Genomic DNA, 24485 nt, shown 5'->3' on the forward strand with positions numbered 1-24485 from the left:
GGGCCCGGCACCGGAAGGCATCGGTGCCGGACCCCTTCGCAAAGCTTATATGAAAATGGTTCCCATAAGCTAGAGAGTGATTCCGGTCAGGACCATCACACGCTCGTAGGTGTAGTCCTCCATCGCGAACCGCACACCCTCACGGCCCACCCCGGACTGCTTGACGCCGCCGTACGGCATCTGGTCGGCGCGGTAGGACGGGACGTCGCCGACGACCACGCCGCCGACCTCCAGGGCCCGGTGGGCGCGGAAGGCGGTCTGCAGGTCGTGCGTGAACACGCCCGCCTGGAGGCCGTACTTGGAGTCGTTGACGGCGGCGAAGGCCTCGGCCTCACCGTCGGCCTTCTGCACGGTGAGGACCGGTCCGAAGACCTCCTCGCAGGAGATCGTCACGTCGGCCGGGACCTCGGCCAGGACGGTCGGCGCGTAGGAGGCGCCGTCGCGCTTGCCGCCGGTCAGCAGCCGCGCACCGGCGTCCACGGCCTCCCGCACCCACGTCTCGACGCGCTTCGCGGCGTCCTCGCTGACCAGCGGGCCGACATCGGTGGCGTCGTCGCTCGGGTCGCCGGTGACCTGGGCCTCGACGGCGGCGACGATGCGCGGCAGCAGCCGGTCGTACACCGAGGCGTCGGCGATGACCCGCTGGACGGAGATGCAGGACTGGCCGCCCTGGTAGTTGGAGAAGGTGGCGATGCGGTTCGCCGCCCAGTCCAGGTCCTCGTCGCTCGCCCAGTCGGCGAGGACGACGGCCGCGCCGTTGCCGCCCAGTTCCAGCGTGCAGTGCTTGCGCGGCACCGAGTCCATGATCGCGTAGCCGACCTTCTCGGAGCCGGTGAACGAGATCACGGGCAGGCGCTCGTCCTGCACCAGCGCGGGCATCTTGTCGTTGGCGACCGGCAGGATGCTCCAGGAGCCGGCGGGCAGCTCGGTCTCGGCCAGCAGGTCACCGATGATCAGGCCGGACAGCGGGGTCGCGGGGGCCGGCTTGAGGATGATCGGGGCGCCGGCGGCGATGGCCGGGGCGACCTTGTGGGCGCAGAGGTTCAGCGGGAAGTTGAAGGGCGCGATGCCCAGCACGACGCCTTTGGGGAACCGGCGCGTGAGGGCGAGCCGGCCCTGGCCGCCGAGGTCGGTGTCGAGGCGCTGGGCCTCGCCGCCGTTGAACCGCCGGGCTTCCTCGGCCGCGAAGCGGAACACGGAGACGGCACGGCCGACCTCGCCGCGCGCCCACTTCATGGGCTTGCCGTTCTCGGCGGAGATCAGTCGCGCGATCTCCTCGGTGCGCTCGGCGAGGCGCCTGCTGACGTGGTCGAGGGCGGCGGCGCGCACGTGGGCCGGCGTGGCGGCGAACTCGTCGCGCACGGCGTAGGCGGCGGCCACGGCCTCCTCGACCTGCGCGTCCGTCGGCACGCTCACCTTGCCCACGAGCCGTCCGTCCCACGGGGAGGTGACGTCGAAGGTGTCCTCGCCGGTGGCCTGGCGGCCGGCGAGCCAGAAGGCGTGGGTGGAGGTCATGTTCGTTCCGGCCCTTCGGCGTTGGGGGTGATCCAGTGGTACGGGACCAACCGTAGGGGCGCAGTGGCCGAAGGGCGCTTGTCCGGGTCGTAGCAGTGGCGACCGGGGACACTACGGTTTGGCTAGTCGGTGCCGGTCGCCTTCAGGGCCAGCCAGAGCTCCATCCGGGCGTCCGGGTCGTCCAGGGAGCGGCCGAGGATCTCCTCGACGCGGCGCATGCGGTAGCGCAGGGTGTGGCGGTGGACGCCGAGGTCGGCCGCCGCCGCGTCCCACTGGCCGTGCTTGGACAGCCAGGCGCGCAGGGAGGCGACCAGGTCGCCGCGGCCCGTGGCGTCGTGCTCGTACAGCGGACGCAGCATGCCGTCGGCGAACGCCCGTACGGCGTCGTCCGCGAGCAGCGGCAGCACGGATCCGGCCGCCATCTGCTCGTGCTCCACCAGGACGCGTCCGCGCCGCCTGGCCACCGACAGGGCCTGCTCGGCCTGCTTGTACGCGGCCGACGCGGCGATCGGTCCGGCCGGTGCCGACAGGCCCACGACCAGCTCGTCCTCCTCGCCCCCCGGCACCTTCTCGCGCACGGTGGTCCGGGCCGTCTCCAGGGCCGCCGCGTACTCGGCGCAGGCCGCCGCAGCGGCGCCGCCGTCCGCGGCCAGCACCACCAGCCGCTCCCCCTCCGGCACGACGAGCACGGCCTCGCCGGCCCGGGCCGCCGCGGACTCCAGGACGTCGGCGAGCGCCGCCAGCCGGTCGCCGTCCGTGTCGGCCGCGGCGAGCGCTGCGGCGGAGGGCCGGTCGGGGGCCGGGGCGGCGGCGCGGGCCTCGGCACGGGCCAGCGCCGCCGAGGCGGACACCGGCACCCGTTCGGCGACCAGCATCCGGAACGGCGCGTCCAGCAGGCCCCCGTACAGGTCCCCGGCGACCGCCCGCGCGTGGTCCGGCTCCCCGGCCAGCAGCATGCGCAGCACCGCGGTGCCGACCCGCTGCTCGGCCGCCTGGAGGGAGCGGGAGCGCTCCGTGGTGAGGGTCAGCAGGGCGATGGCCGAGTGGACGGCGTACCGCTCGGCGGTGCCCAGGGTGGCGGCGGTGCCGACGGCGAGCGCGGCGCGGGGCCGCCGGCCGGTCCCCACGGTGTGCAGTTCGACCCGGTCCTCGTTCTCCGGCCCGCCGACCACCGACGAGGCCGGCACGGGGCGGTCCCGCAGCCGCTGCACGTCGCCGGTGAGCCGCGCGGCCCGCCGTCCGGCCCACTCGGGAGCCGCGGCGACGACGGCGCCCGACGCGTCGTACAGCGCCGCCCAGCCGTCGACCTGGGCGGCCAGCGCGGCCAGCAGCCCTTCCGGACCGCCGGTCTGCGCCTGCCGGGTCAGCTCGCGCTGGGCGGCGAACCCCGCGGTGACGGCCTTGTACTGGTCGGCGGCGATCGCGGCGGACACGGCCTTGCTGATGGCGAGGAACGGGGTCCGGCGGGGCACCTCCAGCAGCGGCAGGCCCTCCTCCTCGGCCGCGTCGACGAGCGCCTGGGGAATCTCCTCGTAGTTGACGCCCACGGCGAAGCCGAGCCCGACCACGCCGGCGCCGGCCAGCCGCCGCACGTAGCGCCGCATGGCTTCCGGGTCCTCGGCGTCCAGCTTGAGCGCGGTGATCAGCAGCAGCTCCCCGCCCTCCATGTAGGGCACGGGGTCGGCGAGCTCGCTGACGTGCGCCCAGCGGACCGGTACGTCGAGGCGGTCCTCCCCCGCCCGCACGGTCAGCTTCAGCGCGGAGTGGTGGACGAGCGAGGCGAGCGTCGGGGGCATGAGGCCTTCAGGTCTGCGTCAGGGCGGTGTGAGCATGGTGTCCTTTTGGCCGCCGCGTATGAACGACCTGTGACGATTCTGCCTCACCGTATGGTCCGCGCGTACCGCGCGGGTGCACAGCCCGTCGAGGTCTCAGCCCCGCAGGTTCACCAGCAGGGGTGGCGCGTGCTCGCCCTGCACGGTGGTCAGCGACAGCACCGCGTGCCCGGCCGGCACCCCGTGGGCCAGTTCCGAGGCGGACCAGCGCTCGCGCTCGACCTGCCGGACGGTCACCGCCCGGGCCGTCGGCGCCTTGCCGGTGATCACCCGCCGGACCGCGTGCAGCGCCTTGCCCGCCGGGGTCTCGGCGATGATCTGCCGGTCGGTGACGTCACGGGCCTCGGTCCACTCCTTGCCCCACACCTCGGCGAAGTCCTGACCGTCCCAGGGCGTGAGGCCCGCCAGCGCCATCCGGCACCCGGTGGCGCCGAGCAGCGGCCCCCGCAGCGGCCGGGCCACGTCGTCCAGAGTCCGCAGGGTCAGCACGACACCGGCGTTCCCGGATCGCAGCCGCTGGATGCCGCGCACGGCCTCGGGCGTCACGACCCCGGTCGCGTCGTCGAGCACCAGGCAGGCGAACAGCGACCGGTCCTCGCGTACGGCGACACTGGCCGTGAACTGGGCGAGCACCAGCCGCGCGAGCATCCGGGAGGCGTCGGCGTGCCCGCGCTCGGGCAGGTCGATGCGGACGCGCACGGGATGGTCGAGGGCCTTCAGCGTGAAGGGCCGCGACTGGCCCGAGGTGTCGAAGAAACCGGCGAAGGCGGGCCGGTCGAGCAGCGCGACCCGGTCGGCCAGCACCCCGCCGACGTCTCCGGGCTGCCCCATCTGCCGCTCCCGGGCGTCGAGCTCGCGCAGCAGCGACTCCCGACCGGACTCCTGCAGCCCCTGCCGCAGCGCGGCGAACGGCCCCGGCGCCCCGTCCAGCAGCTGCCGCAGCTCCGGTACGGAGGGGAAACGCCCGTGGACGGCGCGGAACGGCCCGAGCAGCTGCGCGAGCACGGTGGTGGAGCGGCGGGTGTCGCTGCCCGGGTGCGGATCGGCGAGATCCCCGACCAGCCCCTCGGCGAGCACGGCCGCGGCCTCGTCCGGGTCGCTGGTGCCGCCGTACAGGTCGAGGTCGTACTCGGAGTCCTGGTTCCCGATCCGCACGACGACGTCATACGCGTCGGCGGGCCCGAGCCCGGCCCCGGCCCCCCCGACCACCACGACGGCGGCCCGTCCGGCCAGGGCATGCAGACACAGCGACTCGGCGACGGGCCGCACGACGGCCCCGGTCTTCCCGGAACCGGCGGGGCCGACGGCGACGAGCGAGGTGCCCAGCAGGTCGGGCCCGAGGGCGAGCCCGGCGCCGCGGTAGGTGTACGGGTTGCGGACGTCGTCCACGGCGGTGCCCAGCCGTACCTGTCCGGTGAGCAGGTCGTGCCGGGCGAGCCTGGCCGGCAGGTCGCGTTCCCCTGAGGGATGGAGGCAGGCGGCGGCGCCGTCCTTCAGCACCGCGCCGCTGAAGGTGGCGAGGCTGTGCCGTCCGGTGCGCACGCCCTGCCAGGCCCGCTGGATCCGGGCGTGGTCGACGTCCCGCATGAGGCCGGAGCGGGCGTCGGCGGCGAGCCGCTCGGCGGCGTCCACGGCACCGGCGGCGCGCAGCTCGTTCCACTGGGCCGGGTCGTCCTGGGGCACCGTGGGGCCGGCCTGGGCCTCGGGCCGGCGGAAGCGCGCGGCGACGAAGCGGCGCCAGACCTCGCCCCAGCGGCCGAGGCGCGCCACCCCGACCATGATCGCCAGGGCGACGAGCAGCTCGTACCCCCGGTACACCATGAACGTGCCGGTCTCGCCGAGATCGCTGTCGGCGCCGCGCCAGGCATCGGGGACGATCAGGTCGAACGGCACCCACCACCAGTTGCCGAGGTACCCGTTCTGCAGCAGCGACCAGATCAGCCACCCCACCAGGAACGCGACCACCGCCCCGCTGAGCAACTGCCGGGTGGGGGTGACGTCGAGTTCCTCGGCGGGCCGCGGCCGGTGCCCGAAGCGCCACACGCCCGGCGCGGCCTCCGGCCGGGGTGCGCGCAGCCAGGCGAGGAAGGCCGACCCGTCCGGCAGCGGCGGCGGCGCCGGTGCCTGGGGCGGCCGGGGGGGCACCACTGGCACCTCCGGCGGCCCCGCCGGACGCGGCACGGGGTTCGCATGCGTGCCCCGGGCCTCCTGCGTCCCGTCGCTGTCCATCGCCCTTGCCCCCTGACCAGCCGCTCCGTCCACCATCAGCGAGCCAATCTAACGCCCTCCCCTGGGGAGTTCACCGCTTACACGGCCGCGTCGTGGGCACGGGTGGCCGAGACCGCCATGTCCACCCCGGACAAGCCGTCGCGCCGACAACGCCCACATGGAGCATGCCCACCCCCCTTTCCCCGCCCTAGCCTGCGGGAAAAGAAGTCACAGTGTCTGTACAGGCCCGTCCGCACCACCCCCAGGAGCCCCGCATGAGCGCAGTGCCGCAGGAGCGTCGTGTCGTCACCGCCATTCCCGGCCCGAAGTCGCAGGAGCTGCAGGCCCGCCGCACCGCCGCGGTCGCGCAGGGCGTGGGCTCCGTGCTGCCCGTGTTCACCGCGCGCGCGGGCGGCGGGATCATCGAGGACGTCGACGGCAACCGCCTGATCGACTTCGGCTCGGGCATCGCCGTGACGTCCGTCGGCGCCTCCGCCGAGGCCGTCGTACGGCGGGCGTCGGCGCAGCTCGCCGATTTCACCCACACCTGTTTCATGGTCACGCCGTACGAGGGCTACGTCGAGGTCGCCGAGGCGCTCGCCGAGCTCACCCCGGGTGACCACGCCAAGAAGAGCGCGCTGTTCAACTCCGGCGCCGAGGCCGTCGAGAACGCCGTGAAGATCGCCCGGGCGTACACCAAGCGGCAGGCCGTGGTGGTGTTCGACCACGGGTACCACGGGCGCACCAACCTGACGATGGCGCTCACGGCGAAGAACATGCCGTACAAGCACGGCTTCGGGCCGTTCGCGCCCGAGGTGTACCGGGTGCCCGTGGCGTACGGCTACCGCTGGCCGACGGGCCCGGAGAACGCCGGTCCCGAGGCCGCCGCCCAGGCGATCGACCAGATCAGCAAGCAGGTCGGCGCCGAGAACGTCGCCGCGATCATCATCGAGCCGGTGCTCGGCGAGGGCGGCTTCATCGAGCCGGCCAAGGGCTTCCTGCCGGCGATCCGGGAGTTCGCCTCCGCGCACGGCATCGTCTTCGTCGCCGACGAGATCCAGTCCGGCTTCTGCCGCACGGGCCAGTGGTTCGCGTGCGAGGACGAGGGGATCGTCCCGGACCTGATCACGACCGCCAAGGGCATCGCCGGCGGTCTGCCGCTCGCGGCCGTGACCGGGCGTGCCGAGATCATGGACGCCGCACACGCGGGCGGTCTGGGCGGTACGTACGGCGGCAACCCGGTCGCCTGCGCGGGCGCGCTCGGCGCGATCGAGACCATGCGCGAACTCGACCTGAACGCCAGGGCCAAGAACATCGAGGCGGTGATGAAGGCGCGCCTTTCGGCCATGCAGGAGAAGTTCGACATCATCGGCGACGTCCGCGGCCGCGGCGCGATGATCGCCATCGAACTGGTCAAGGACCGCGCCACCAAGGAGCCGAACCCGGAGGCGACCGCCGCGCTCGCCAAGGCCTGCCACCAGGAGGGCCTGCTGGTCCTGACCTGTGGCACCTACGGCAACGTCCTCCGCTTCCTGCCGCCGCTGGTGATCGGCGAGGACCTGCTGAACGAGGGCCTCGACATCATCGAGCAGGGCTTCGCCCGCATCTGACCCTCCGCCGCGCGCATCTGAGCCCCCGTCGGGGCAGGTGAGCCGCCCCGGTTCCGCGACCGGGGCGGTGAGCGGCAGAGCGTGTGAAGAAGGTGTGCGAGGTGGATGACAGGGCGCCCCGCGGCCTGTCCTGAGCCCTGCCCCTGTCGTAGGTTCTTCCCAGATGAGAGATACACCCCGCCCACAGGGGACTGTGGGTGACATCAGGCCGGGGCCTCCCCAGCTTCGACCTGGTCGTGCCCTCGCGCACACAACCGGAGCCTGAGGCTCTAAATCTCCTCACCGATCGGACGGTCGCCCGCCCCAAACCCCCCGGGGCGCGCGACGTTCCGGTCCAGCGGCCGCCCCGGAAACCACCCCCCCTGTTCCCGGGGCGGCCGACCTCCTTCTTTCCGCCTTTCCTCTTCCTGCCGCTCAGCCGCCCGAGGCCTCCCGCGCTCGGGGACGTCCGCGCTCGTGCCAAGCTGGGCCCCATGCCGGTCCCCGCGCGCCAGGAACGCGCCCCGTCCCGCGAGCACCCTGGCCCCCTGGTCGTGCTGCTCGGCCTCCCCGCCCTGCTCTTCGCCCTGATCACCTGGCAGGTGGTCGCCGACGGCCCGCTGCCGCGGCTCGACGAGCGGCTCAGCCGGGTGCTGGTCAACCCCGACCGCTTCTCGGAACTGCTGTCGGACCTGGGCAACGTCGGAGTGGCGGTCCCGGTCCTCGCCGTCGCCCTCGGGTACGTCGCCGTGCGCGGCCACCGCGGCGGCACCGGCCGCTGGTGGCTGCCGGTGGTCGCCGCCGCCCTGCTCATGGCGCTGGTCCCGGCCCTGGTCGTCCCGCTGAAGGAACTCACCGACCGCCCGGGCCCGCCGGTCGTCCCCCCGGGCACCGGCTACTACCCCTCCGGTCACACCGCCACGGCCGCCGTCGCCTACGGCGGCGCGACCCTGCTCCTGCTCCCCGGACTCCGCACCGCCCTCGCCCGCCGCGTCCTGGTCGCCGTCTGCGCCGTCCTCGTGCTCGGCGTGAGCTACGGCCTGGTCCGCCGCGGCTACCACTGGCCGCTGGACGTGGTGGCCAGTTGGTGTCTGAGCGCGGTGCTGCTGACGTCGCTGTGGCTGTTCCTGGCGCGGACGGCGCCGCCCGGGCGGCGCCGGTAGGCCCTAGTCACCGTTCCGGGTGGCCAGACCCGCCGCCGCCTCGTGCATCGCCAGTTCCAGCAGGGCGGGGTCCGTCAGCAGGCCCGAGCCGTCCGGCGGGACCAGCCAGCGGACGCCACCAGGGGAGGAACGGCCCGGGTACGGCACGACGATCCAGGTGCCGGGGCCCGCGGTGCGGATGCCCGTGCCGAGCCAGCGGGCCGCGGTGCCGGGCGGCACGAAGAACCCCATGCGCGCGTCGCCGAAGTCGACGAGGACGGGGCCCGGCTGGTCGAGGACGCGGCTGAGCACGTCGAGCGTGGCGTAGCCGAGTTCGCCGGGCAGGATCAGCACGTCCCAGGCGCTGCCGGCCGGCAGCAGTGCGACCCCGAGCGGGTTGCGCTCCCACTCCCAGCGACAGGCCTCGGGATCGGGTGCGACGGATGCGAGCCACTCGACCGCCGTCTTGGCCCCTGTCATGAGGAAGACCCCCTTCTCTCTCGTGAAGCTCGTGGTTCTCACGGACGCGCTGCGTCCACGAGGGCGCCACTAGGGAGAAGGGGGTCCCCCGGGATCATTACGCGGGTTCCGGCCTCTCGTTGGAGTGAACCGGCTCACACCCGCACGTTCGGACCGAACGGCCCGCTCAGCTGTCGAAGCCCAGACCCAGCCGGTCCATCGTCCGCAGCCACAGGTTGCGGCGGCCGCCCCGCGCGTCCGCGCGGGCCAGCGACCACTTGGTGAGGGCGATGCCCGTCCAGGCGAACGGCTCCGGCGGGAACGGCAGCGGCTTCCTGCGGACCATCTCCAGCTCGGTCCGCTCGGTGCGCTCCCCCGCCAGCAGGTCCAGCATCACCTCGGCACCGAACCGGGTGGCCCCGACGCCGAGCCCCGTGTAGCCGGCCGCGTAGGCCACCTTGCCCTGGTGGGCGGTGCCGAAGAACGCCGAGAAGCGGGAGCAGGTGTCGATGGCGCCGCCCCAGGCGTGGGAGAAGCGGACCCCCTCCAGCTGCGGGAAGCAGGTGAAGAAGTGCCCGGCGAGCTTGGCGTAGGTCTCGGGGCGGTCGTCGTACTCGGCGCGGACGCGGCCGCCGTAGGGGTAGATCGCGTCGTAACCGCCCCAGAGGATCCGGTTGTCGGCGGACAGGCGGAAGTAGTGGAACTGGTTGGCGCTGTCGCCGAGGCCCTGGCGGTTCTTCCAGCCGATCGACGCCAGCTGCTCGTCGGTGAGCGGCTCGGTCATGAGGGCGTAGTCGTAGACCGGGACGGTGTAGGCGCGCACGCGCCGGACCAGGTTCGGGAAGATGTTGGTGCCGAGGGCGACCCGGCGGGCGCGGACCCGGCCGTAGGGGGTGCGCACGGCCATGCCCGCGCCGTAAGGCCTCAGGTCCAGCGCGGGCGTGTGCTCGTGGACGCGGACGCCCAGGTCCACGCACGCCCGCTTCAGGCCCCAGGCGAGCTTCGCCGGGTTCAGCATGGCGACGCCCCTGCGGTCCCACAGGCCCGCCCGGAAGGTGGGTGAGTCCACCTGCTCCCGTACCGCGTCGGCGTCCAGGTACTCGACGCCCTCGGCGAGGCCCAGGCGGGACGTCTCCTCGTGCCACTCACGCAGTTCCCGCGCCTGGTAGGGCTCGGTGGCGACGTCGATCTCGCCGGTGCGTTCGAAGTCGCAGTCGATGGAGTGCCGGGCGACCGCCGCCTCGATCGCGTCGAGGTTGCGGGCGCCCAGCTGCTGGAGCGTGTGGATCTCGTCCGGCCAGCGGGTGAGGCCGTTGGGCAGGCCGTGCGTGAGGGAGGCGGCGCAGAAACCGCCGTTGCGGCCGGAGGCGGCCCAGCCCACCTCGCGGCCCTCCACCAGCACCACGTCCCGCCGCGGGTCGCGTTCCTTGGCGATCAGCGCCGTCCACAGTCCGCTGTAGCCGCCGCCGACGACGAGCAGGTCGCAGGTCTCGGAGCTGGTGAGGGCGGGTTCGGGGCGGGGCCGGCCGGGGTCGTCCAGCCAGTACGGGACCGGCTGGGCGTCGGAGAGCGAACGAGTCCACTGATTCATGGCGCCAGGGGCCATGATTTCAACTCCCTACGGTTATGCCTTTTGTCTGTTGCGGCGATTCCCGACGGCCATGGAAACCAGGACGAGCAGGACGGCGACGACGAACATGGCCGTGCCGATGACATTGATCTGGACGGGCGTTCCGCGCTGCGCCGAGCCCCAGACGAACATGGGGAAGGTGACGGTCGAGCCGGCGTTGAAGTTGGTGATGATGAAGTCGTCGAAGGAGAGCGCGAAGGCGAGCAGCGCGCCCGCGGCGATTCCGGGGGCGGCGATCGGCAGGGTGACCCGGACGAACGTCTGGAACGGGCCCGCGTACAGGTCCCGCGCCGCCTCCTCCAGTTTCGGGTCCATCGACATCACGCGCGCTTTCACGGCCGTGACCACGAAACTCAGGCAGAACATGATGTGCGCGATGAGGATCGTCCAGAAGCCGAGCTGGGCGCCCATGTTGAGGAACAGGGTGAGCAGCGAGGCGGCCATGACGACCTCGGGCATCGCCATCGGCAGGAAGATCAGCGAGTTCACGGCGCCGCGGGCGCGGAACCGGTAGCGGACCAGGGCGAAGGCGATGAGCGTGCCGAGGAGCGTGGCGCCGAGGGTCGCCCAGAACGCGATCTGCAGGCTCACCGACAGCGAGCCGCACAGGTCGGAGACCCCGCACGGGTCCTTCCAGGCGTCCAGGGAGAACTGCTGCCACTCGTAGTTGAAGCGCCCCTTCGGTTTGTTGAAGGAGAACACCGTCACGACGATGTTCGGCAGCAGCAGATAGGCGAGGGTCAGAAGTCCCGCGATGACGACGAGATGTCTCTTGAGCCGGTTGACGATGGGCATTCAGACCAGATCCTCCGTCCCGGACCTGCGGATGTAGAGGGTGACCATGAGGAGGATGGCCGCCATGAGGATGAAGGACAGTGCCGCTGCCGTCGGGTAGTCGAGCACTCTGAGGAACTGCGTCTGGATGACGTTGCCGACCATGCGGGTGTCGGTCGAGCCGAGCAGGTCGGCGTTGACGTAGTCACCGGCCGCCGGGATGAAGGTCAGCAGCGTGCCGGAGACGACGCCCGGCATCGACAGCGGGAAGGTCACCTTGCGGAAGGTCGTCCAGGGCCGGGCGTACAGGTCGCCGGCGGCCTCGTGGAGCCGGCCGTCGATGCGCTCCAGCGAGGTGTAGAGCGGCAGGATCATGAACGGCAGGAAGTTGTACGTCAGGCCGCAGATGACCGCCAGCGGGGTGGCCAGCACCCGGTCACCGGCGGTCAGGCCCAGCCAGCTGGTCACGTCCAGGACGTGCAGCGAGTTCAGCGCGCCGACGAGCGGGCCGCCGTCCGCGAGGATCGTCTTCCAGGCCAGGGTGCGGATCAGGAAGCTGGTGAAGAAGGGCGCGATCACCAGGATCATGATGAGGTTCCGCCAGCGGCCCGCCCGGAAGGCGATCAGATACGCCAGCGGGTAGCCCAGCAGCAGGCACAGGACCGTCGCCGTGCCCGCGTACAGGACCGAGCGGACGAACTGCGGCCAGTACGCGGACAGGGCGTCCCAGTAGGTGGCGAAGTGCCAGGTGACCTTGTAGCCCGTCTCCAGGGAGCCCGTCTGCACGGACGTGGAGGCCTGGTAGATCATCGGCAGCGCGAAGAAGAGCAGCAGCCAGAGGATGCCCGGCAGCAGCAGCCAGTACGGGGTCAGGCGGCCCCGGCGCCTGGCGGGCTTCGGCCCGGGTGCGTCCGGCGCGAGGGGCGGTGGCGCCTCGGTGAGTGTCGACATCAGGCCGCCTCTTCCACTCCGGCCTCGGCGTCCTGGGCGGCGTCCAGGCCGAAGGTGTGGGCCGGGTTCCAGTGCAGGACGACCTCGGCGCCGGGCACGAGCCGGGGGTCGCGGTCGATGTTCTGGGCGTAGACCTCGAAGTCCGGGCAGACCGGGCTGTCGACGACGTACTGCGTCGAGACGCCGATGAAGCTGGAGTCCGCGATCCGGCCGGTGATGCGGTTGCGGCCCGCCGGGATCTCGCCGGCGTCGTCCGCGTGGGTGAGGGAGATCTTCTCCGGGCGGACCCCGACCAGCACCTTGCCGCCGGTGGACGTGGGCGCCGAACATCGCGCCCCGGGCAGCACCAGCTTGCCAGCGCCCGCCTTGAGCACGATCTCCTCGCCGCTTCTGGAGTCGACCTCGGCCTCGATGAAGTTCGAGGTGCCGAGGAAGTTGGCGACGAACGTGGTGCGCGGGTTCTCGTACAGGTCGGCCGGGGAGCCGAGCTGCTCGACGCGGCCCGCGTTCATCACGGCGACCGTGTCGGCCATGGTCATGGCCTCCTCCTGGTCGTGCGTGACGTGGACGAAGGTGATGCCGATCTCGGTCTGGATGCGCTTGAGCTCCAGCTGCATCTGGCGGCGCAGCTTGAGGTCCAGGGCGCCGAGCGGCTCGTCGAGCAGCAGCACCTTGGGGTGGTTGATCAGGGCGCGGGCCACGGCGACGCGCTGCTGCTGGCCGCCGGAGAGCTGGTGCGGCTTCTTGCGCGCCTGCTCGCCGAGCTGGACCAGCTCCAGCATCTCCTCGACCTGCTTCGTCACGGACTTCAGGCCGCGGCGGCGCAGGCCGAAGGCGACGTTCTCGAAGATGTCGAGGTGTGGGAAGAGAGCGTAGGACTGGAAGACCGTGTTCACCGGCCGCTTGTACGGCGGGAGGGCCGTCACGTCCTGGTCGCCCAGGAAGACGGTGCCGGCGGACGGTTCCTCCAGGCCGGCGATCATGCGCAGGGTGGTGGTCTTGCCGCAGCCGGAGGCGCCGAGGAGGGCGAAGAAGGAGCCCTGCGGGACGGTCAGGTCGAGCGGGTGGACGGCGGTGAAGGCGCCGTAGGACTTGCTGATGCCCGTGAGGCGGACGTCGCCGCCCGGGTCCGTGGTGTTCGTCATGGTGGTCACGCCCCCGTCAGCTTCGCGAACTTCTCTTCGAACTCGGTCTCTTCCTTCGAGCTCAGCGAGCGGAAGGCGTGCGACTTGGCCGCCATGGCCTTGTCGGGGATGATCAGCGGGTTGTTCGCCGCGTCCTCGTCGATCTTCGCCAGTTCGGCCTTCACACCGTCGACGGGACACACGTAGTTGATGTACGCGGCCAGTTCGGCGGCGGGCTTCGGCTCGTAGTAGAAGTCGATGAGCCGCTCGGCGTTCGTCTTGTGCCGGGCCTTGTTGGGGATGAGCAGGTTGTCCGTGGACGTCATGTAGCCGCTGTCCGGGATGAGGAAGTCGATGTCGGGGCTGTCCGCCTTGAGCTGGACGACGTCGCCGGCCCAGGCGACGCAGGCCGCGAAGTCGCCGCTGGTCAGGTCCGAGGTGTAGTCGTTGCCGGTGAAGCGGCGGATCTGGCCCTTGTCGACGGCCTTCTGCAGGCGGGCGATGGCGGCGTCGTAGTCATCGGCGGTGAAGTCCGCCGGGTCCTTGCCCATGTCGAGCAGCGTCATGCCGACGCTGTCGCGCATCTCCGACAGGAATCCGACGCGCCCCTTGAGCTTGGGGTTGTCGAGCAGGTCGGAGATCGACGTCACCTCGACGCCGTCGAGGGCCTTCTTGTTGTACGCGATGACCGTCGATATGCCCTGCCAGACGTACGAGTAGGCGCGGCCGGGGTCCCAGTCGGGGTTGCGGAACTGGGCCGACAGGTTGGCGTAGGCGTGCGGCAGGTTGGACGGGTCGAGTTTCTGCACCCAGCCGAGGCGGATGAGGCGGGCGGCCAGCCAGTCGGTGAGGACGATCAGGTCGCGGCCGGTGTCCTGGCCCGCGGCGAGCTGCGGCTTGACCTTGCCGAAGAACTCGTTGTTGTCGTTGATGTCCTCGGTGTACTTGACCTTGACGCCGGTGCGCCGGGTGAACTGCTCCAGCGTCGGGTGGTGCTTGCCGCTGTCGTCGACGTCCATGTACTCGGTCCAGTTGGAGAAGTTCACCGTCTTCTCCTTGGCCGAGCGGTCCTCGGCCGGGACGCCGCCCTGCGACTGACCGGCCGCCGGGATGCCGCAGCCGCTCAGCGTCCCGAGACCGCCGAGGGCGAGTGCGCCGCCCGTGGAGGCGCGCAGCAGGGACCGCCGGGTGAGGGCGGCCCTGCCGTTGGTGAGGCTGCGCCGCAGGGCGGCCACTTGGGCCGGGGACAGGCGGTCGGGCTCGTACTGCTCCATGCGCGTGGTGCCCTTTCGGAGGGTGGACGGCCGTTGGTCAGGCGGCCTGCAAACGGCTATCGGTCCCCGAACACGGTGCGGTGCCAGTCCTTCGCGGCCACCGCGGTGTTGTCGAACATGACGTGCTTGATCTGGGTGTACTCCTCGAACGAGTATGCGGACATGTCCTTGCCGTAGCCGGAGGACTTGTAGCCGCCGTGCGGCATCTCGCTGATGATCGGGATGTGGTCGTTGACCCACACACAGCCCGCCTTGATCTCGCGCGTGGCCCGGTTGGCCCGGTACACGTCCCGGCTCCATGCGGAGGCGGCCAGCCCGTACGGGGTGTCGTTGGCGAGGGCGATCCCCTCGTCGTCGGTGTCGAACGGCAGCACGACCAGGACCGGACCGAAGATCTCCGACTGGACGACCTCGCTGTCCCGGGCCGCGTCGGCGATCAGGGTGGGACGGTAGTAGGCGCCCTCGGCGAGCTCGCCCCCGGGCGCCTCCCCGCCGGTCACCACGCGCGCGTAGGCCCGCGCCCGCTCGACGAAGCCGGCGACCCGGTCGCGCTGGGCGTGCGAGACCAGCGGTCCAAGGTCGGTCCCGGCGGCGAACGGGTCGCCGAGCCGGACCGTCTCCATCAGCGCCGCCGTCCGCTCCACGAAGGCCTCGTACAGCGGCCGCTGCACGTACGCGCGCGTGGCGGCCGTGCAGTCCTGCCCGGTGTTGATGAGCGCGCCCGCGACGGCGCCGTGCGCGGCGGCCTCCGGGTCGGCGTCGTCGAAGACCACGAAGGGCGCCTTGCCGCCGAGCTCCAGGTGGAGGCGCTTGACCGTGGCGGTGGCGACCTCGGCGACGCGCTTGCCGACGGCGGTGGAGCCGGTGAAGGAGGTCATGGCCACGTCGGGGTGGCCGACGAGGTGCTCTCCGGCCTCCCTGCCGGTGCCGGTGACGATGTTGACGACGCCGTCCGGGATCCCGGCGTCCGTGGCGGCCTGCGCGAAGAGCAGCGAGGTCAGCGGGGTGAGCTCGGCGGGCTTCAGGACGATGGTGTTGCCCGCGGCGATCGCCGGGAGGATCTTCCAGGCGGCCATCTGCAGCGGGTAGTTCCAGGGCGCGATCGACCCGACGACCCCGATGGGCTCGCGCCGGACGTAGGAGGTGTGGTCGCCGGAGTACTCACCGGCGGACTGCCCCTGCAGATGCCGTGCGGCGCCGGCGAAGAAGGCGGTGTTGTCGATGGTCCCGGGGACGTCGAACTCGCGGGTCAGCTTCAGCGGCTTGCCGCACTGCAGCGACTCCGCGCGGGCGAAGTCCTCGGCCCGGTCGGCCAGGACCGCGGCGAAGCGGTGCAGGGCGTCGGACCGCTCGCCGGGAGTGGTGCCCGCCCAGCCGGGGAAGGCCTCGCGGGCCGCGGCGACGGCCCGGTCGACGTCGGCCGTGCCCGCCAGCTCGTAGCGCAGGACCTCCTCGCCCGACGCCGGGTCCACGACCGCGTGGGTACGGCCGGAGGTGCCCCTGGTCGGGCGGCCCGCGATGTGCTGCGCGCCCTCGCGGAAGCGCTCCTCGGCCGGGAATCGGTCCGGGGTGGCGTTGCCCGGGTTGTGCATGTCGCTCTCCTCCGTGTCCCCATGAGGGGGCCGGCGTGGCTCAGGCTCGATTTGAGTGCCGATCCTGACAGAGGGATGGGACTCCAACAAGTGATTCCGTTGTTGATTTTTGGTTACGCGACGGAATCTGTCGACCAGGTGTCGAGTCCGCCGGGAAAAGGCGGGACGCTGTGTCAGTGGTGCGTGCAAGACTCCCGTGCATGGAGAAGATCACGGGGGCGGTCGACTCGCGGGACGCCCTGATCAGGGCCGTTCACGCAGGGGCCAGGGTCGGGTATCTGCATTTCTGGGGGCACCGTCCGCGGCCGGACGGCCGGATCGGTCCGAGCTGCCTGAGCCAGTGGTGGCCGTCGCCGTTCACGGTGGACGGCGTGGAGTACGCGACGGCGGAGCACTGGATGATGGCCGCCAAGGCCCGCCTCTTCGAGGACGCGGCGGCCGAGCGTGCCGTGCTGGCCGCCGGGCATCCCGCCGGGGCGAAGAAGGCCGGGCGGCTGGTGCGCGGGTTCGACGAGGCGACCTGGGCCCGGGAGCGGTTCCGGATCGTCGTGGAGGGCAGCGTCCACAAGTTCGGGGCGCATCCGGCACTCCAGGGATTCCTGCTGGGCACGGGCGATCGTGTGCTGGTCGAGGCGAGTCCCGTGGACCGGGTGTGGGGCATCGGGCTGGCCGCGGACGACGAGGCGGCGATGGATCCGGAGCGGTGGCGGGGGCCGAATCTGCTGGGCTTCGCGCTGATGGCGGCGCGGGAGCGACTGCGGGCGGCCGGGGCATGAGCAGGGGGCCGGTCCGGGACCGGCCCCCTCGGTGACTGTGGCGGCTCGGCTCAGGAAGCCGCGCCGAGCCCGCCCATGATCGAGGCGAACAGCAGGAAGCCCAGCAGCGGCAGGATCACGGTGGCGATGATGCCGCAGACCAGGCCGGCGGTCGCCGCGCCCTTGTTGGTGGCCTCACCGCGGGTGGCCTTGCCCCGGCCGATGGCGCCGAAGATGATCGCCAGGATGCCGAGGATCACGCCGAAGAACCACAGCAGGAAGGTCACGCTGCACACCACGCCGATGATGCCCAGCACCAGGCCCGTGGTTCCCATGCCGTTGCTCGGCTGCGCGGGCATCCCGTAGCCGGCGGCCTGCGGGTAGCTCACGGGCGGAGCGGCCGGGTAGCCGGGACCGCCCTGGGGGTAGCCGTAGCCCGGGCCGGACTGCTGCGGGTAGCCGTAGCCGGGGGCCGGCTGCTGCGGAGGCTGGGCCGGTGGGCCGAAGCCACCGGGCGTGGGATTGGTGTTGGACATGGACGAGCTCCCCTCCGTTGTCAGACCAGGGAATCGTAGTGGCCAAGTCGGCCGGGGAGTACGGAAGTTTCAGCGCGGGGCCGGGGCGGTGACGGCGGGGCGCAGGGCGCCGTAGTACGGGTCCTCGTCGTACTCGTCGCTGTTGATGGCGGCCGTGATGCCGACCGCGATCAGGACGATCACGGTGATGCCGAGGATGATCCCGATGATGCCCATGATCAGACCTGCCTGGGCCTGCCCGTGGTTGGTGGCCACACCGGCCTCGGCGCGCCTGCGGCCCTTGATGCCGAAGACGACGGCGAGGATGCCGGTGACCAGGGAGACCACGCCGTACAGGCAGAAGAGCGTGCAGGAGACGATGCCGAGCACCATCGCGGCGATGCCCATGCCGTTCTGCGGCGCCGCGGGCATGCCGGGCCAGCCGTAGCCGGACTGGGGGTAGCCGGGGTACCCGTAGCCGCCGGGAGCGACGGGCGGGGGCGGGACCGCGCCGGTGCCGGAGGTGTCGTACTGGGGGGTGCCGGCGGGCGGGGTGAAACCGGCGGCGGGCATCGAGGTGACCGTGGCCTGATCGTGCACGGAGGGCGGCCCCTGGGTGGGCGGCTGGTCCTTGTCGAGCGACGGCTTGTGCTCCGGGGGCGCCCACGGGTCGTGGCCGCCGGGCTGCGTCGGGTCCGTCATCTGTGCATCCCCCCTGGGTCGATCGTGTCGCCATGCTACGGGCCGTCCGGCGTGGGCCACAGGGCGGGTGCGGCGGGGATCGTCCGCGCCCCGGTGGCGCGGCCGAAGGCCTGCCCGGCCCCGTGCCCCTCGGGGCGCCGCGCCCCCGCCCGGGCCGTGTCCGCAAGGTCCCTCCCTCCCGGAGGGCGGGCCCCGCGGCGTCCGGTGGTGCCCTCGGCGTGCCGCGCAAGGTCCCTCCCTCCCGGAGGGCGGGCCCCGCGGCGTCCGGTGGTGCCCTCGGCGTGCCGGGCGCAGTCCCTCGTACCCGGGGCCTACTCGGGACTGTGTCCGGTGCGGCGAGAGCACGTGCCAGGCGTCGCGAGGCGGGAGGGACTTCGCGGACCCGGCCTAGGATGAGACCCGAGTCATCGATCAGCCGATCACCCGCGCCCGCCGCCCTCGTGCCGGCCCGGCGCCGTTCCGGGGAGGAACCCTTGACCGAGCATCTCGTCGACCCCCAGGCCCCTCGCGACCTGCAGGCCTTCATCGCCGGACTGCCCAAGGCCGAACTGCACGTGCACCACGTGGGCTCCGCCTCTCCCCGGATCGTTGCCGAGCTGGCCGCCCGGCACCCCGACTCGAAGGTGCCGACCGACCCCGAGGCCCTGGCCGACTACTTCACCTTCACCGACTTCGCGCACTTCATCGAGGTCTACCTGTCGGTCGTCGACCTGATCCGCACCCCGGAGGACGTCCGGCTGCTGACCTACGAGGTGGCCCGGGAGCTGGCCCGGCAGCAGGTGCGGTACGCCGAGCTGACCATCACGCCGTTCTCGTCCACCCGGCGCGGCATCGACGAGCGGGCCTTCATGGACGCGATCGAGGACGCCCGCAAGGCCGCCGAGGCCGAGTTCGGCACCGTGCTGCGCTGGTGCTTCGACATCCCCGGCGAGGCGGGCCTGGAGGCCGCCGAGGAGACGACCCGGCTCGCCACCGACGACCGGCTGCGCCCGGAGGGCCTGGTCTCCTTCGGCCTCGGCGGTCCGGAGGTGGGTGTGCCCCGGCCGCAGTTCAAGCCCTACTTCGACCGCGCGATCGCGGCCGGGCTGCACTCCGTGCCGCACGCCGGCGAGACCACCGGCCCGGAGACCGTCTGGGACGCGCTGACGCACCTGCGGGCCGAGCGCATCGGCCACGGCACCAGCTCGGCGCGGGACCCGAAGCTGCTCGCGCACCTCGCCGAGCACCGGATCGCGCTGGAGGTGTGCCCGACCTCGAACATCGCCACACGGGCGGTCCGCACCCTCGACGAGCACCCGGTCAAGGAGTTCGCGCGGGCCGGGGTCGTCATCACGATCAACTCCGACGACCCGCCGATGTTCGGCACCGACCTGGACAACGAGTACGCGGTCGCCGCCGGCCTCCTCGGCCTCGACGAGCGCGGCCTGGCCGACCTCGCGAAGAACGCCGTGGAGGTGTCCTTCCTGGACGACGCCGGCAAGGCCCGGATCAAGGGCGAGATCGACACGTACACCGCCGGATGGCTCGCCCGGTGACGTCCTTGGCACAGCGCCCCGGGCGGCCGGTGACCGCCGTGGCCCACCGGGGCGACCCCTACCGCGTCCGCGAGAACACCGTGGCCTCGCTCAGCTCCGCGCTGGCCCGGGGCGCGGACGCGGTGGAGGTCGACGTACGGCTCACCCGGGACGGCGTGCCGGTGCTGCTGCACGACGCGACGCTCAAGCGGCTCTGGGGACACGAGCGTCCGGTGCTCGCGCTGTCCTGGGCCGAGGTGCGCGGCCTGACCGGCGGTGAGGTGCCGGCCCTGACGGAGGCGCTCTCCGCGACCGAAGGGCACCGCGTGCTGATCGACCTGCCCGGCTCGCCCGGCGTGCGGGCGGTGCGCCGGGTGATGGACGCCGTCGGGGAGGCCGGGGCGGCGGACCGCGTCTACTACTGCGCGGGCGCCGACACCATGCTCGCCGTGCGCGCGGCGGACCCGGGAGCCGAGATCGCCCTCACCTGGACGAGCCTGGTCCCGCCGCGGCCCGTGCTGCTGGAGGCGATCCGCCCGCGCTGGCTCAACTACCGGTTCCCGCTGGTGGACCGCCCGCTCGCCGACCGGGTCCACGCCGACGGCTACCTGCTGTCGGCCTGGACCCCCGACACGCGTCGCTCCATGCGGCGCCTGCTGGACGCGGGCGTGGACGCGATCACGACCAACCGCGTCGACATGCTGTGCGCCGCGCGCGCGAGCGCTGCGGCACCGCCGCCGGATCGGCCGCAGTCGCCCGCGTGAGGTGCCGCGGCACCGGTGCCCCGTCCGGACCGGTGCCGCGGACGGGGCCGTGACGGGTCACGCCCGGCCGCCTGGTCTCGCCGAAGGCCGGACGACGGTGGCCCGTAGAAGGCGGCCGCGATCACCTGGTGCGCGAAGGCCAGCCAGTCCGTGCCGTAGAGGAGGAAGGGGCACTCGGCGTCGGCCTCGTCGAGCCCGGCCCGGACCCGCTCGATCCAGTCCGTCAGGCCGGCAGGTGGCCGCCCACGGACAGCGCGTGCAGCAGGTCCTCGGTCCAGCGCAGTTCGCGCACCGGAGCAGGGCGGCTCCGTCGCTCATGGCAGCACTCACGCGCCGTGTTGAACATGTTCAGAAACAGTTTCGGCGGGCAGACGAACGGCCCCGGGCGGCAGCAGAGCCCGGGGCCGTCGGAACCGAACGGAGTGACTACGCGTCCAGCGACGTCATCACGTGCTTGATGCGCGTGTAGTCGTCGAAGCCGTACGCCGACAGGTCCTTGCCGTAGCCGGACTTCTTGAAGCCGCCGTGCGGCATCTCCGCGACCAGCGGGATGTGCGTGTTGATCCACACGCAGCCGAAGTCGAGCTTCTTGCTCATCCGCATGGCGCGGCCGTGGTCCTTGGTCCACACCGAGGAGGCGAGCGCGTACTCCACGCCGTTGGCCCACTCCACGGCCTGGTCCTCGTCGCGGAAGGACTGCACGGTGATGACCGGCCCGAAGACCTCGTTCTGGATGATCTCGTCGTCCTGCTTCAGGCCCGAGACGACGGTCGGCGCGTAGAAGTAGCCCTGGTCGCCGACCCGCTTGCCGCCGGCCTCCACGCGCGCGTGGGCGGGCAGGCGCTCGATGAAGCCCTCGACCTGCTTGAGCTGGTTGGGGTTGTTCAGCGGCCCGTACAGCACGTCCTCGTCGTCCGGCTGCCCCGTCTTGGTGTCGGCGGCGGCCTTCGCGAGCGCGGAGACGAACTCGTCGTGGATGGACTCGTGGACCAGCACGCGCGTGGCGGCCGTGCAGTCCTGGCCGGCGTTGAAGTAGCCCGCGACCGAGATGTCCTCGACGGCCTTGGCGATGTCGGTGTCCTCGAAGACCACGACCGGGGCCTTGCCGCCCAGCTCCAGGTGGACGCGCTTGACGTCCTTGGAGGCGGACTCGGCGACCTGGATGCCGGCGCGCACCGAGCCGGTGATGGAGGCCATGGCCGGGACCGGGTGCTCGACCATCATGCGGCCGGTCTCGCGGTCGCCGCAGATGACGTTGAAGACGCCCTTGGGCAGGATCCCGCCGAGGATCTCCGCGATCAGGACCGTGGAGGCCGGGGTGGTGTCGGACGGCTTCAGCACGACCGTGTTGCCCGCCGCGATCGCCGGGGCGAACTTCCACACGGCCATCATCATCGGGTAGTTCCACGGCGCGACCTGCGCGCAGACGCCGACCGGCTCGCGGCGGACGATGGAGGTCAGGCCCTCCATGTACTCGCCGGCCGAGCGGCCCTCCAGCATCCGCGCGGCACCCGCGAAGAAGCGGATCTGGTCGACCATCGGCGGGATCTCCTCGGAGCGGGTCAGCCCGACGGGCTTGCCCGTGTTCTCCACCTCGGCCGCGATCAGCTCCTCGGCGCGCTCCTCGAAGGCGTCCGCGATCTTCAGCAGGGCCTTCTGGCGCTCGGCGGGCGTGGTGTCGCGCCAGCCGGGGAAGGCCTCGGCGGCCGCCGCCATCGCGGCGTCCACGTCCGCCTGCCCGGACAGCGGAGCGGTCGCGTACGCCTCGCCCGTCGCGGGATTGACCACCTCGGTGGTCCGTCCGTCGGCGGCGTCCCGGAACTCACCGCCGATGTAGTTGCGCAGACGACGCAGCTCGGTGCTCACTGCCGGCCCTCCAGTTCGGATGTCCATTACTTGAGACACCCACCCTAGTCGGCCGACCCACGTTTTCAACACCCCCGCTCCCGTCGCTCATACGGAATCCGCAGTAGTTGGCTACCCAAACAACGGATTTCATCGATCGAGGCTTGCGGAAGTGTCGAGACCTCGTGCACAGTGACCCCGTGGCCAGTCGAAGCGCAGACCAGAAGGGCGCGCGGGAGCACCGCGAGCCCTCCCGCGAGTCCAGGAACGGCAGCTCGCCCCAGCTGGACGCCGTCTCCCTCGCCATCATCGAGCAGCTGCAGGAGGACGGCCGCCGGCCGTACGCCGCCATCGGCAAGGCCGTCGGCCTGTCCGAGGCGGCCGTGCGCCAGCGCGTCCAGAAGCTGCTCGACCAGGGCGTGATGCAGATCGTCGCCGTCACGGACCCGCTCACCGTGGGCTTCCGCAGACAGGCGATGGTCGGCGTCAACGTCGAGGGGGACGTGGAGTCGGTCGCCGACGCGCTGACGGCCATGTCCGAGTGCGAGTACGTGGTGATGACCGCGGGCTCCTTCGACCTGATGGTGGAGATCGTCTGCGAGGACGACGACCACCTCCTGGACGTCATCAACAGACGCATCCGGGCCGTCCCCGGAGTGCGCTCCACCGAGAGCTTCGTCTACCTCAAGCTCAAGAAGCAGACCTACATGTGGGGAACCCGATAACCGTGAGGACCCGATAGCCGTGAGCAAGGACCTCTCCCAGTCCGCGTACGACCACCTGTGGATGCACTTCACGCGCATGTCGTCGTACGAGAAGGCCCCCGTCCCCACCATCGTCCGGGGCGAGGGCACGTACATCTACGACGACCAGGGCAAGCGCTACCTGGACGGCCTCGCCGGCCTGTTCGTGGTGCAGGCCGGGCACGGCCGCGTCGAGCTGGCCGAGACCGCCTTCAAGCAGGCGCAGGAGCTGGCGTTCTTCCCCGTGTGGTCGTACGCCCACCCCAAGGCGATCGAGCTGGCCGAGCGCCTGGCCCACCACGCGCCGGGCGACCTGAACAAGGTCTTCTTCACCACCGGTGGCGGCGAGGCCGTCGAGACCGCCTGGAAGCTCGCCAAGCAGTACTTCAAGCTCGTCGGCAAGCCCACCAAGCACAAGGTCATATCCCGCGCGGTCGCGTACCACGGCACCCCGCAGGGCGCCCTGTCCATCACGGGCCTGCCCGCTCTGAAGGCGCCGTTCGAGCCCCTCGTGCCGGGCGCGCACAAGGTCCCGAACACCAACATCTACCGCGCCCCCCTCTTCGGTGACGACCCCGAGGCCTTCGGCCGCTGGGCCGCCGACCAGATCGAGCAGCAGATCCTCTTCGAGGGCCCGGACACGGTCGCCGCGGTCTTCCTGGAGCCGGTGCAGAACGCGGGCGGCTGCTTCCCGCCCCCGCCCGGCTACTTCCAGCGGGTCCGCGAAATCTGCGACCAGTACGACGTGCTGCTCGTCTCGGACGAGGTCATCTGCGCCTTCGGCCGCCTGGGCACGTACTTCGCCTGCGACAAGTTCGACTACGTGCCGGACATGATCACCTGCGCCAAGGGCATGACCTCGGGCTACTCCCCGATCGGCGCCTGCATCATCTCCGACCGCCTGGCCGAGCCGTTCTACAAGGGCGACAACACCTTCCTGCACGGCTACACCTTCGGCGGCCACCCGGTCTCCGCCGCCGTGGGCCTGGCCAACCTCGACCTGTTCGAACGCGAGAACCTCAACCAGCACGTCCTGGACAACGAGGGCAACTTCCGCGCCACCCTGGAGAAGCTCCACGACCTGCCGATCGTCGGCGACGTCCGCGGCAACGGCTTCTTCTACGGCATCGAGCTCGTCAAGGACAAGGCCACCAAGGAGTCCTTCGACGCGGACGAGACCGAGCGCGTGCTGTACGGCTTCCTCTCCAAGAAGCTGTACGAGAACGGCCTGTACTGCCGGGCCGACGACCGCGGCGACCCGGTCGTCCAGCTCGCCCCGCCGTTGATCTCGGACCAGTCGACGTTCGACGAGATCGAGCAGATCCTGCGGGCCACCCTCTCGGAGGCGTGGACCAAGCTCTGACCGGCCGTCGCTCCGATCGTCTGCCTGGATGATCAACACCGGCCCCGGTGCCGCCCGTTCGAGTGAGAAACGGCGGCCCGGGGCCACGTGCTGTCCGGCGCCGCGCCGCCTTCTGCCTAGCGTGCCCAGTGACCGATCGGCCCTGCCTTCGTTCCCCCGCAAGGGGGATGGCACGGGAACTACGGATCTGAACC

The 24485-nt window shown here is 71.9% G+C and carries 20 protein-coding genes and 1 pseudogene; 7 read left to right on the top strand and 14 right to left on the bottom strand.

Annotated elements, in window-relative coordinates; genetic code table 11:
• Positions 1–69 precede the first annotated feature (69 nt).
• The 3 genes from ABTZ58_RS30345 to ABTZ58_RS30355 form a co-directional block, all read right to left on the bottom strand.
• The gene (locus ABTZ58_RS30345) at positions 70–1515 is read right to left on the bottom strand and encodes an aldehyde dehydrogenase family protein (RefSeq protein WP_351363492.1); all 1446 of its coding nucleotides are present in this window, start codon (positions 1513–1515) and stop codon (positions 70–72) included.
• Positions 1516–1637: 122 nt separating this feature from the next.
• On the bottom strand, positions 1638–3311 hold the full coding sequence (locus ABTZ58_RS30350; protein ID WP_351363495.1) for a PucR family transcriptional regulator: 1674 nt from the start codon (positions 3309–3311) through the stop codon (positions 1638–1640).
• A 132-nt stretch (positions 3312–3443) separates the two neighbouring features.
• The gene (locus ABTZ58_RS30355; protein ID WP_351363498.1) at positions 3444–5576 is read right to left on the bottom strand and encodes an ATP-binding protein; all 2133 of its coding nucleotides are present in this window, start codon (positions 5574–5576) and stop codon (positions 3444–3446) included.
• A 254-nt stretch (positions 5577–5830) separates the two neighbouring features.
• Between ABTZ58_RS30355 and gabT the strand changes: the two genes are divergently transcribed.
• Complete coding sequence (gene gabT / locus ABTZ58_RS30360) at positions 5831–7165, top strand: 4-aminobutyrate--2-oxoglutarate transaminase (RefSeq protein WP_351363501.1); 1335 nt, start codon at positions 5831–5833, stop codon at positions 7163–7165.
• A 473-nt stretch (positions 7166–7638) separates the two neighbouring features.
• Positions 7639–8307: a phosphatase PAP2 family protein gene (locus ABTZ58_RS30370; RefSeq protein WP_351363504.1), complete on the top strand. Its 669-nt coding sequence runs from the start codon at positions 7639–7641 to the stop codon at positions 8305–8307.
• Between the two features lie 3 nt (positions 8308–8310).
• On the opposite strand, the gene ABTZ58_RS30375 is transcribed toward ABTZ58_RS30370, so the two are convergent.
• The 7 genes from ABTZ58_RS30375 to ABTZ58_RS30405 form a co-directional block, all read right to left on the bottom strand.
• Positions 8311–8766: a hypothetical protein gene (locus ABTZ58_RS30375; RefSeq protein WP_351363507.1), complete on the bottom strand. Its 456-nt coding sequence runs from the start codon at positions 8764–8766 to the stop codon at positions 8311–8313.
• A 166-nt stretch (positions 8767–8932) separates the two neighbouring features.
• The gene (locus tag ABTZ58_RS30380; protein ID WP_351363510.1) at positions 8933–10351 is read right to left on the bottom strand and encodes an NAD(P)/FAD-dependent oxidoreductase; all 1419 of its coding nucleotides are present in this window, start codon (positions 10349–10351) and stop codon (positions 8933–8935) included.
• 18 nt (positions 10352–10369) lie between these two features.
• Positions 10370–11170: an ABC transporter permease gene (locus ABTZ58_RS30385; RefSeq protein ID WP_309096156.1), complete on the bottom strand. Its 801-nt coding sequence runs from the start codon at positions 11168–11170 to the stop codon at positions 10370–10372.
• On the bottom strand, positions 11171–12100 hold the full coding sequence (locus tag ABTZ58_RS30390; RefSeq protein WP_351363513.1) for an ABC transporter permease: 930 nt from the start codon (positions 12098–12100) through the stop codon (positions 11171–11173).
• Positions 12100–13245: an ABC transporter ATP-binding protein gene (locus tag ABTZ58_RS30395; RefSeq protein ID WP_351363516.1), complete on the bottom strand. Its 1146-nt coding sequence runs from the start codon at positions 13243–13245 to the stop codon at positions 12100–12102. Before ABTZ58_RS30395 ends, ABTZ58_RS30390 begins: the two co-directional genes overlap by 1 nt.
• A gap of 5 nt (positions 13246–13250) precedes the next feature.
• A complete protein-coding gene (locus ABTZ58_RS30400) occupies positions 13251–14498 on the bottom strand; it encodes a polyamine ABC transporter substrate-binding protein (protein WP_351363519.1) in 1248 nt (415 codons plus the stop codon).
• A gap of 56 nt (positions 14499–14554) precedes the next feature.
• Positions 14555–16090, bottom strand: coding sequence for a gamma-aminobutyraldehyde dehydrogenase (locus ABTZ58_RS30405; RefSeq protein ID WP_351363522.1), 1536 nt, complete (start codon positions 16088–16090; stop codon positions 14555–14557).
• Between the two features lie 200 nt (positions 16091–16290).
• Here ABTZ58_RS30405 and ybiA point away from each other — a divergent pair, with 200 nt between their 5' ends.
• Positions 16291–16866 (top strand): riboflavin biosynthesis intermediates N-glycosidase, encoded by a 576-nt coding sequence (gene ybiA / locus ABTZ58_RS30410; protein ID WP_351363525.1) that lies wholly within the window; start codon positions 16291–16293, stop codon positions 16864–16866.
• Positions 16867–16916: 50 nt separating this feature from the next.
• Here the strand turns inward: ybiA and ABTZ58_RS30415 are convergent, their stop codons facing one another.
• Positions 16917–17381, bottom strand: a complete 465-nt coding sequence (locus tag ABTZ58_RS30415; protein ID WP_351363528.1) for a DUF4190 domain-containing protein — start codon at positions 17379–17381, stop codon at positions 16917–16919.
• A 69-nt stretch (positions 17382–17450) separates the two neighbouring features.
• Positions 17451–18062 (bottom strand): DUF4190 domain-containing protein, encoded by a 612-nt coding sequence (locus ABTZ58_RS30420; protein WP_351363531.1) that lies wholly within the window; start codon positions 18060–18062, stop codon positions 17451–17453.
• A 473-nt stretch (positions 18063–18535) separates the two neighbouring features.
• Here ABTZ58_RS30420 and ABTZ58_RS30425 point away from each other — a divergent pair, with 473 nt between their 5' ends.
• Positions 18536–19597 (top strand): adenosine deaminase, encoded by a 1062-nt coding sequence (locus ABTZ58_RS30425; RefSeq protein ID WP_351363533.1) that lies wholly within the window; start codon positions 18536–18538, stop codon positions 19595–19597.
• Positions 19582–20340: a glycerophosphodiester phosphodiesterase gene (locus ABTZ58_RS30430; RefSeq protein WP_351363536.1), complete on the top strand. Its 759-nt coding sequence runs from the start codon at positions 19582–19584 to the stop codon at positions 20338–20340. Before ABTZ58_RS30425 ends, ABTZ58_RS30430 begins: the two co-directional genes overlap by 16 nt.
• 98 nt (positions 20341–20438) lie before the next feature.
• On the opposite strand, the pseudogene ABTZ58_RS30435 reads toward ABTZ58_RS30430, so the two are convergent.
• Both ABTZ58_RS30435 and ABTZ58_RS30440 read right to left on the bottom strand, forming a co-directional pair.
• Positions 20439–20686, bottom strand: a pseudogene (locus ABTZ58_RS30435) (hypothetical protein); the annotation flags it as partial.
• 80 nt (positions 20687–20766) lie between these two features.
• Positions 20767–22206, bottom strand: coding sequence for a gamma-aminobutyraldehyde dehydrogenase (locus ABTZ58_RS30440; RefSeq protein WP_309096145.1), 1440 nt, complete (start codon positions 22204–22206; stop codon positions 20767–20769).
• A 164-nt stretch (positions 22207–22370) separates the two neighbouring features.
• Here ABTZ58_RS30440 and ABTZ58_RS30445 point away from each other — a divergent pair, with 164 nt between their 5' ends.
• Both ABTZ58_RS30445 and ABTZ58_RS30450 read left to right on the top strand, forming a co-directional pair.
• Complete coding sequence (locus ABTZ58_RS30445; RefSeq protein WP_351363539.1) at positions 22371–22910, top strand: Lrp/AsnC family transcriptional regulator; 540 nt, start codon at positions 22371–22373, stop codon at positions 22908–22910.
• Positions 22911–22929: 19 nt separating this feature from the next.
• Positions 22930–24291, top strand: a complete 1362-nt coding sequence (locus ABTZ58_RS30450; protein WP_351363542.1) for an aspartate aminotransferase family protein — start codon at positions 22930–22932, stop codon at positions 24289–24291.
• Positions 24292–24485 lie beyond the last annotated feature (194 nt).

Source organism: Streptomyces sp. NPDC094143 (genome assembly GCF_040303825.1).
Classification (GTDB): Bacteria; Actinomycetota; Actinomycetes; order Streptomycetales; family Streptomycetaceae; genus Streptomyces.

Excerpts from the sequence above, each read along its gene's own strand:
- ABTZ58_RS30345 (WP_351363492.1), bottom strand. The coding sequence starts at position 1,515 with ATGACCTCCACCCACGCCTTCTGGCTCGCCGGCCGCCAGGCCACCGGC.
- ABTZ58_RS30350 (WP_351363495.1), bottom strand. The coding sequence starts at position 3,311 with ATGCCCCCGACGCTCGCCTCGCTCGTCCACCACTCCGCGCTGAAGCTG.
- ABTZ58_RS30355 (WP_351363498.1), bottom strand. The coding sequence starts at position 5,576 with ATGGACAGCGACGGGACGCAGGAGGCCCGGGGCACGCATGCGAACCCC.
- gabT (WP_351363501.1), top strand. The coding sequence starts at position 5,831 with ATGAGCGCAGTGCCGCAGGAGCGTCGTGTCGTCACCGCCATTCCCGGC.
- ABTZ58_RS30370 (WP_351363504.1), top strand. The coding sequence starts at position 7,639 with ATGCCGGTCCCCGCGCGCCAGGAACGCGCCCCGTCCCGCGAGCACCCT.
- ABTZ58_RS30375 (WP_351363507.1), bottom strand. The coding sequence starts at position 8,766 with ATGACAGGGGCCAAGACGGCGGTCGAGTGGCTCGCATCCGTCGCACCC.
- ABTZ58_RS30380 (WP_351363510.1), bottom strand. The coding sequence starts at position 10,351 with ATGGCCCCTGGCGCCATGAATCAGTGGACTCGTTCGCTCTCCGACGCC.
- ABTZ58_RS30385 (WP_309096156.1), bottom strand. The coding sequence starts at position 11,170 with ATGCCCATCGTCAACCGGCTCAAGAGACATCTCGTCGTCATCGCGGGA.
- ABTZ58_RS30390 (WP_351363513.1), bottom strand. The coding sequence starts at position 12,100 with ATGTCGACACTCACCGAGGCGCCACCGCCCCTCGCGCCGGACGCACCC.
- ABTZ58_RS30395 (WP_351363516.1), bottom strand. The coding sequence starts at position 13,245 with ATGACGAACACCACGGACCCGGGCGGCGACGTCCGCCTCACGGGCATC.
- ABTZ58_RS30400 (WP_351363519.1), bottom strand. The coding sequence starts at position 14,498 with ATGGAGCAGTACGAGCCCGACCGCCTGTCCCCGGCCCAAGTGGCCGCC.
- ABTZ58_RS30405 (WP_351363522.1), bottom strand. The coding sequence starts at position 16,090 with ATGCACAACCCGGGCAACGCCACCCCGGACCGATTCCCGGCCGAGGAG.
- ybiA (WP_351363525.1), top strand. The coding sequence starts at position 16,291 with ATGGAGAAGATCACGGGGGCGGTCGACTCGCGGGACGCCCTGATCAGG.
- ABTZ58_RS30415 (WP_351363528.1), bottom strand. The coding sequence starts at position 17,381 with ATGTCCAACACCAATCCCACGCCCGGTGGCTTCGGCCCACCGGCCCAG.
- ABTZ58_RS30420 (WP_351363531.1), bottom strand. The coding sequence starts at position 18,062 with ATGACGGACCCGACGCAGCCCGGCGGCCACGACCCGTGGGCGCCCCCG.
- ABTZ58_RS30430 (WP_351363536.1), top strand. The coding sequence starts at position 19,582 with ATGGCTCGCCCGGTGACGTCCTTGGCACAGCGCCCCGGGCGGCCGGTG.